The sequence below is a fragment of the Natrialba sp. PRR66 genome, from assembly GCF_034808065.1.
GTDB lineage: Archaea > Halobacteriota > Halobacteria > Halobacteriales > Natrialbaceae > Natrialba > Natrialba aegyptia.
The window spans coordinates 1-271 of the sequence record NZ_JAXHGN010000109.1 but is presented as its reverse complement, the minus strand read 5'-3'; the positions used below and the strand labels follow the sequence as shown (position 1 = coordinate 271).

Annotated in this window: 1 protein-coding gene; it reads right to left on the bottom strand. The window is 36.5% G+C overall.

All coding sequences use genetic code 11. From position 1 onward, the window contains the following. The coding region (locus tag SM755_RS23670) for a hypothetical protein (RefSeq protein WP_323174837.1) at positions 1-271 on the bottom strand (271 nt) is incomplete at both ends.

Below are 271 nucleotides of genomic sequence, written 5' to 3'. Positions count from 1 at the left end.
AGGCAATCTATTTATGTTTGAAAGAGAACCATTCCAGTCATCATGTTCAGGCTCAGGTGATGATATCCTTCTCTTGACTATGGCTTGCGGATTCCTAGGTTGATTTTTCATCCAAGCTCTACATATAGGATATAAAGGTGTTTCTTCTTCAAATTGTGCCAAATCTACACTTCTATCAAATAATTTCATAACATATGTGTGATGGAATGGAGTTGGTGGATTCTCTTTCCGTTTTCTTTTCCTATGTAAATTATCGTCAGAGGAACTATCC